The organism is Amycolatopsis acididurans, from assembly GCF_012328925.1.
GTDB lineage: Bacteria > Actinomycetota > Actinomycetes > Mycobacteriales > Pseudonocardiaceae > Amycolatopsis_E > Amycolatopsis_E acididurans.
The window spans coordinates 64410-70856 of sequence record NZ_JAAXLS010000032.1; the positions used below are offsets into that span (position 1 = coordinate 64410).

Here is a 6447-nt window from a genome sequence, read left to right on the forward strand (position 1 = left end):
CTACCCTCCCGCGCCGAGCTGCTCGCTGTAGAACAGGCCGAGACCGAACATGCAGCAGATCGCGGCCAGCAGCCAGAATCTGATGATCACCGTGGTTTCGGCCCATCCCGCGAGTTCGAAGTGGTGATGGAACGGGGCCATCCGGAACAGCCGTCGCCGCGTCGTGCGGAACACCGCGATCTGCAGCACCACCGAGATCATCTCGACCATGAACAGCCCGCCGATCACGATCGCCAGCAGCTCGGTGCGGGTGCAGATCGACAGCCCCGCGACCAGGCCGCCCAGCGCGAGCGAGCCGGTGTCGCCCATGAAGATCTTCGCGGGCGCGGCGTTCCACCACAGGAAACCGCAGCACGCGCCGGCCGCGGCCGCCGCCACCACCGCGAGATCGAGCGGATCGCGCACGTCGTAGCAGGCCGCCTGCGGGGTCACCACGCACGACAGGCGGGTCTGCCAGAAGGCGATGACCACGTAGGTGGCCAGCACCATCGCCGAGGTGCCGCCGGCCAGGCCGTCGAGGCCATCGGTGAAGTTCACCGCGTTCGACCAGCCGGAGACCACGATGTAGACGAACACCACGAACAGCACCGCGGGGAACGTGATCAGCGTGAGGTCGCGGACGTAGGACAGCTGCCGCGAGGCCGGGGTGAGCCCGTAGCGGTCCGCGAACTGCAGCGCGAGGATGCCGAAGGTGACGGCCACGACGAGCTGGCCGACCAGTTTCGCGGTCTTGTTCAGGCCGAGGTTGCGCTGCTTGCGGATCTTGATGAAGTCGTCGAGGAACCCGACGATGCCGAGCCCGACGGCGAGGAAGAGCACGAGCAGGCCCGAGACCGAGGGTCCGTCCCGGTGGTAGGCCAGCCAGTTCACCAGGTGCGCGGCGAAGTAGCCGACGACCATCGCGACGATGATCGCGACCCCGCCCATCGTGGGCGTGCCGCGCTTGGACTTGTGGCCCTGCGGGCCCTCCTCCCGGATCTCCTGCCCGAAGCCCTGCCGGGAGAACACCCGGATCAGGTAGGGCGTGAGCAAGATCGACACGCCCAGACCGATCCCGGCCGCGATCAGAATGCTGATCACGCAACACCATCCTCAAGCAATGCGTCGGCCACCCGCCAGAGCTCGGCGACCTTGGAAGCCTTGACCAGCACGACGTCACCGGGGCTCAGCTGCTCGCGCAGCAGCTCGACAGCCGCGCCGGCGTCGGGTACCAGTACCGACTCCTCGCCCCAGGATCCCTCATGGCTGGCACCCTGGTGCATGGCCGCGGCATCCGCGCCGACGACAACGAGCTTGCCGATGTTGAGCCGGACCGCGAGGCGGCCGATCTCGTCGTGCGCGGACACGCTATCCGCACCCAGTTCGCCCATCACACCGAGGACCGCCCAAGATCGTCGCTGCCCGCCGCGGCTCATCGAGGCGAGGGCCTTCAGCGCGGCCCGCACGGACTCGGGATTGGCGTTGTAGGAGTCGTTGAGGACCGTCACGCCGTCGGCGCGGGTGGTGACCTCCATCCGGCGCGCGGAGCGTCGCTCCACACTGGACAGCCGGGCCGCGACCTCCGCCACGCTCGAGCCGAGTTCCAGCGCGACCGCGGCGGCCGAAAGCGCGTTGCCGACGTGGTGCTCGCCGTAGAGCGGCAGCGTCACCGGCGCCTCGCCGTGCGCGGTCACCAGCCGGAAGGACGCGCGCGCCTGCTCGTCGAGGGTGATGTCCTCGGCGCGGACGCCGGCGTCCGGATGCTCGCCGACGCCGACGATGCGCGCCTTCGTCCGGCTCGCCATCGCCTTCACCAGCGGGTCGTCGTAGTTGAGCACGGCCAGCCCCTCGGCGGGCAGCGCCTCGACGAGTTCGCCCTTGGTCTTGGCGATCCCCTCGCGCGAACCGAACTCGCCCACGTGCGCGCTGCCCACGTTGAGCACCACGCCGATGCGCGGCGGGGCGATGGCGGCCAGTTCGGCGATGTGCCCCGGCCCCCGCGCGGACATCTCCAGCACGAGGTGCCGCGTCGTCTCGTCGGCGCGCAGCGCGGTCCAGGGATGGCCCAGCTCGTTGTTGAACGACCCGGGCGGGGCCACCGTCGGGCCGAGCGGTTCGAGCAGCTGCGCGATGAGGTCCTTGGTGGAGGTCTTGCCGGACGAGCCGGTCACCCCGACGACGGTCAGCTGCCGCTGCGAGAGCACCGTCACCACGTGCCGCGCGAGCTTGCCCAGCGCGGCGAGCACGGCGGCGCCCGCCCCGTCGCGGTCCGCGGTGAGCGCGACCGAGCGCTCGTGGGCCTGACCGGGCGCCAGCGGCGGCACGATGACGGCGGGCGCGTCGACCTCGCGGGCGGCCAGCACCCCGGCGGCACCGGCCTCGACCGCCCGCGCGGCGAAGGAGTGGCCGTCGACCTTCTCCCCGGGCAGGGCGAGGAACAGCCCGCCCGGGGTGAGCTTGCGCGAGTCGAACTCGACGCTGCCGGTCACGATCGGACTTCCGTCGGTGCCGTGCAGCCGGCCGCCGACGATACTGGCGATCTCCGCCAGGCTGAGCGAGATCAAGCGGATACTCCTGGTTGTCCCTCGAGCCGGTGGCGGATGGCGGCCGCCAGCTCCTCGCGGTCGGAGAAGGGATGCACGACCCCGGCCATCTCCTGGCCCGTCTCGTGCCCCTTCCCCGCGATCAGCACCACGTCGCCCGGTGCGGCCAGCTCCACCGCCCTGGCGATGGCCGCGCGCCGGTCCCCGATCTCCATGACCTTGCCCCTGGCGCCCGCCGACCGGGCCCCGGTGAGCATCGCGGCACGGATCAGGGCCGGGTCCTCCGAACGCGGATTGTCGTCGGTCACGATCAGCACTTCGCTGCGTTTGGCCGCGGCCTCGCCCATCATCGGGCGCTTGCCGGTGTCACGGTCTCCGCCACAGCCGAGCACCGTGATGATCCGGCCGCCGACGCGGGCGCGCAGCGCGTCCAGCGCCTCGGCGACCGCGGCGGGCTTGTGCGCGTAGTCGACGACGGCGGTGAACTCCTGGCCGAGGTCGACGCGTTCCATCCGGCCGGGCACCTCGACCGCGGCCAGCCCGGCGACGATGTCGTCCATCGACACCCCGGTGGCGTCCAGTATCGCGGCGGCCAGCAGCGCGTTGGCGACGTTGAACGTGCCCGGCAGCGGCAGGTTCACCCGCCCGGTGCGGCCCTCGGGCCCGTGGATGGTGAACGACTGCTCACCGGTGGGCATGGAGGCGAGGTCGCCGGCCGTCCACGCGGCGTCGACGCCGGCCTCGGTGGAGACGGTGATGGTGTGCGGGGTGACCAGCGCCTGCCCCCACGCGGTGTCGACGACGACGATCTCGGTGGTCGAACGGCCGTCGAACAGCTTCGCCTTCGCGGCGAAGTACTCCTCCATGTCGCGGTGGAAGTCCAGGTGGTCCTGGGAGAGGTTGGTGAACGCGCCGACGGTGAAGCGGGTGCCGTTGACGCGGCCGAGCGCGAGCGCGTGGCTGGAGACCTCCATCGGCACGTGCGTGACGCCCTGTTCGAGCATCACCGCGAGCAGCGCCTGCAGATCGGGGGCCTCGGGCGTGGTGAAGGCGCTGGTGAGCCGCTCCCCCGCGATCCGGGTCTCGACGGTGCCGATCAGGCCGGTGCTGCGCCCGGCGGCGCGCAGGCCCGACTCGACCAGATAGGAGGTGGTGGTCTTGCCGGAGGTGCCGGTGACGCCCAGCACGGCCAGCTGGAGCGAGGGCTCGCCGTAGATCCACGCGGCGATCGAGCCGAGCACGCCACGCGGATCGGGGTGCAGCAGCACCGGCACGCCCGCGTCGCGCAGCGCGGGCCGCTCGGCGCCGGCCTCGTCGGTCAGCACGGCGGCGGCCCCGGCCGCGATGGCCTGTGCCGCGAAGTCCGCGCCGTGCGCGCGGGCGCCGGGCAGCGCGGCGAACAGGTCGCCGGGCAGGACGTGCTGCGCCCGCAGCGTCGCACCGGTCACCGCCGGTTCCGTGGCATGCAGTTCGGTGATGAGCCGGGCGTCGGCGCGAGCGGCGAGAGTGGTGAGCGGGACGGGATCCGTCCGTTCCGGCCGCGGCGGTACCGCCACGGCTTTCACCGGGCTGTCCGGGACCTGCCTTCGGGCGGAGCCGTGCCCTTCGTTGTTGACCGACACAGGCCGGAAGGTTACCGACGTCATGCCCCGCCCTCGGCAGCCGGTATGCGCATCCCCCCTCCCCGCGAGTCCAGGCTTCCAAGAGCGCGAGTTCAGGGTTGCGTGCGGCCGAGTCCGGCCTGCGGCGCGGAACGCGTGTGCGTAGGCGTGAACTCGCCCTCCCGGAAGTCCGGACACGGGCACGCGGAAGCCTGGACTCGCGGGAGGGGGGTCGCTGCGGCGGCGTCGGGGCAGCGCCGGGACCACCGTCAGTTGTCCACCTGGAGTGGCATGTACGGGGTCGCGGTCTGCGACAGGGGAATCTGGTAGCGCTGCGCCAGATACGACGCGATGTCGTGGAACAACGGGGCCGCCGAATGCCCGGCGGGCAGCGTCGAGTCCGGCGCGTCCAGCCAGATGCCCACCACGAAACGCGGGTTGTCGGCGGGCAGGATCCCCGCGAAGGTGATGTTGTACATCGAGTCGCTGTACGCGCCGGTCGCCGGGTTGACCTGCTGGCCGGTACCGGTCTTGCCGGAGATCTGGTAGCCCTCCAGCGCCGCCGTCGGCGCCGTGCCGCTGTTGCCGTTCTTCCCGCTCTGCACCACCGAGCGCATCATGTTCCGCACCGTAGTGGCGGTCTGCGGGCTCACCACCTGCTCGGTCTTCGGCGCGGCCTCGGGCACCACGGTGCCGTCCGGTTTGACCTCTTCCTTGACGATCCTCGGCTGCACGCGCAGCCCGTTGTTCGCGATGGCCTGGTACATCCCGGCCATCTGCACGACCGTCATGGAAAGGCCCTGCCCGATCGGCAGGTTGCCGAACGTCGTTCCGGTCCACGTGTTACGCGGGGGGACGTAGCCCCGGCTCTCCCCGGGCAGCCCGAGCCCGGTGTTCTGGCCGATGCCGAACCGCTTCAGGTAGTCCATGTACTTGTCCGGCCCGAGCTGCTGGGCGAGCAGCAGCGTGCCGATGTTGGAGGACTTCGCGAAGATGCCCGTCGTCGTGTAGTGCACGGTGCCGTGCGTCCACGCGTCGTGCACGGTGTGGTCGGCGACCTTGAGCGTGCCCGGGACCACGTTGACCGCCTCCGGCGTGGTGACGCCCGAGTCGATCGCCGCGGTCGCGGTGACGAGCTTGTTCACCGAACCGGGTTCGTACGGTGTGGTCACCGCCTTGTCGTTCATCAGATCCGGGGTGTAGGTCTTCGGATCGTTCGGGTTGAACGTGCGGTCGTCGGCCAGCCCGTAGATCTCGCCGGTCTTGGCGTCCATGATGACCGCACTGCCGCCCTTGGCGTGCGATTTGGCGACATAGTCCGAAAGCTGGCTCTGCAGCGCGTACTGCACGTCGGAATCCAGCGTCAGCACCAGATCGTTGCCCGGCACGGCGGGCTGCGCGTCCCGCTCCGTGCCCGGGATGACGACCGAATCGCTGCCCTGCGCGGTGTCGGCGATCATCTTGCCCGGCGTGCCCGCCAGGTCGTCGTCGCGCGTCAGCTCCAGTCCGTCGAGGCCGTGCAGGTTGTGCTTGGAGACGTCCGGATCGTCCATCCGCCAGTTCGCCAGACCGACCACATTGGACGCGAGCGTACTCCCCGGGTACTCCCGCGCCGCCCGCGTCTCGCTGCCGATCTCCGGGAACTTCTGGGTGATCTCCTCGGCGACCGAGGGCTCGACCCCGTCGGCGAGGTAGGTGAAGTCCTGGGTCTTGTGGAAGTCTGCCAGCGCTTCGGTTTCGGTGAGCTTGCCGGGCAGTTTCTCGGCCAGGAACTTCGCGGCCGCGGCCGCCCGGGTTTCGAAGTTCTGCCCCTTGGTGGGGTTCTTCTGCGCGAACTCGGCCCAGGTCTTGCGCATCAGCCGGAGGTTGACCGACAGCGCGCGGGTTTCCACGCTGAACGCCAGCTTCGTGCCGTTACGGTCCTCAATGGACCCGCGCTTGGCCGGGATGGTGATCGTGGTGGTGCGCTGGCTTTCCGCCTTCGCCGCCAGCGCGCTGGCCTGGAAACCCTGTACCTGCACCAGTTTCAGCCCGGCCACGACGAGCACGCCGACGAGCATGACCCGGACGGCCACGTACCGGCCCTTGCCGGTGGCCGCGACCGGTCGTCCGGCGACCTTGCGGACCCGTGCGGCGTAGGGACGGCGGCGCTCGCCGCGCTGCGGCATCATTGACCTCCGGTCTGGTCCATGACGATCGGTGCCTGCTCCTCACCCTGTGGCACGTCGCCTTCGATGGGAGCGCTCGTTCCCTGCTGCTGTGCGGGAGGTTGCGTGGCCTGTTGCTGCTGCGGCGGCGCGGCCGGGGTGGCCGGCGGGGTGGCC

General features: G+C 70.8%; 4 protein-coding genes. All 4 read right to left on the reverse strand.

Annotated features, from left to right (window positions below; genetic code table 11):
- The gene (gene mraY / locus HFP15_RS30485; RefSeq protein ID WP_168520224.1) at window positions 1-1080 is read right to left on the reverse strand and encodes a phospho-N-acetylmuramoyl-pentapeptide-transferase; all 1080 of its coding nucleotides are present in this window, start codon (window positions 1078-1080) and stop codon (window positions 1-3) included.
- Window positions 1077-2543: a UDP-N-acetylmuramoyl-tripeptide--D-alanyl-D-alanine ligase gene (locus HFP15_RS30490; protein WP_168520225.1), complete on the reverse strand. Its 1467-nt coding sequence runs from the start codon at window positions 2541-2543 to the stop codon at window positions 1077-1079. Before HFP15_RS30490 ends, mraY begins: the two co-directional genes overlap by 4 nt.
- Window positions 2540-4087, reverse strand: a complete 1548-nt coding sequence (locus tag HFP15_RS30495; protein ID WP_312871823.1) for a UDP-N-acetylmuramoyl-L-alanyl-D-glutamate--2,6-diaminopimelate ligase — start codon at window positions 4085-4087, stop codon at window positions 2540-2542. Before HFP15_RS30495 ends, HFP15_RS30490 begins: the two co-directional genes overlap by 4 nt.
- Before the next feature lie 305 nt (window positions 4088-4392).
- Entirely contained in the window at window positions 4393-6294 is a 1902-nt protein-coding gene (locus HFP15_RS30500) for a peptidoglycan D,D-transpeptidase FtsI family protein (RefSeq protein ID WP_376768906.1), read from the reverse strand.
- Window positions 6295-6447: the final 153 nt, after the last annotated feature.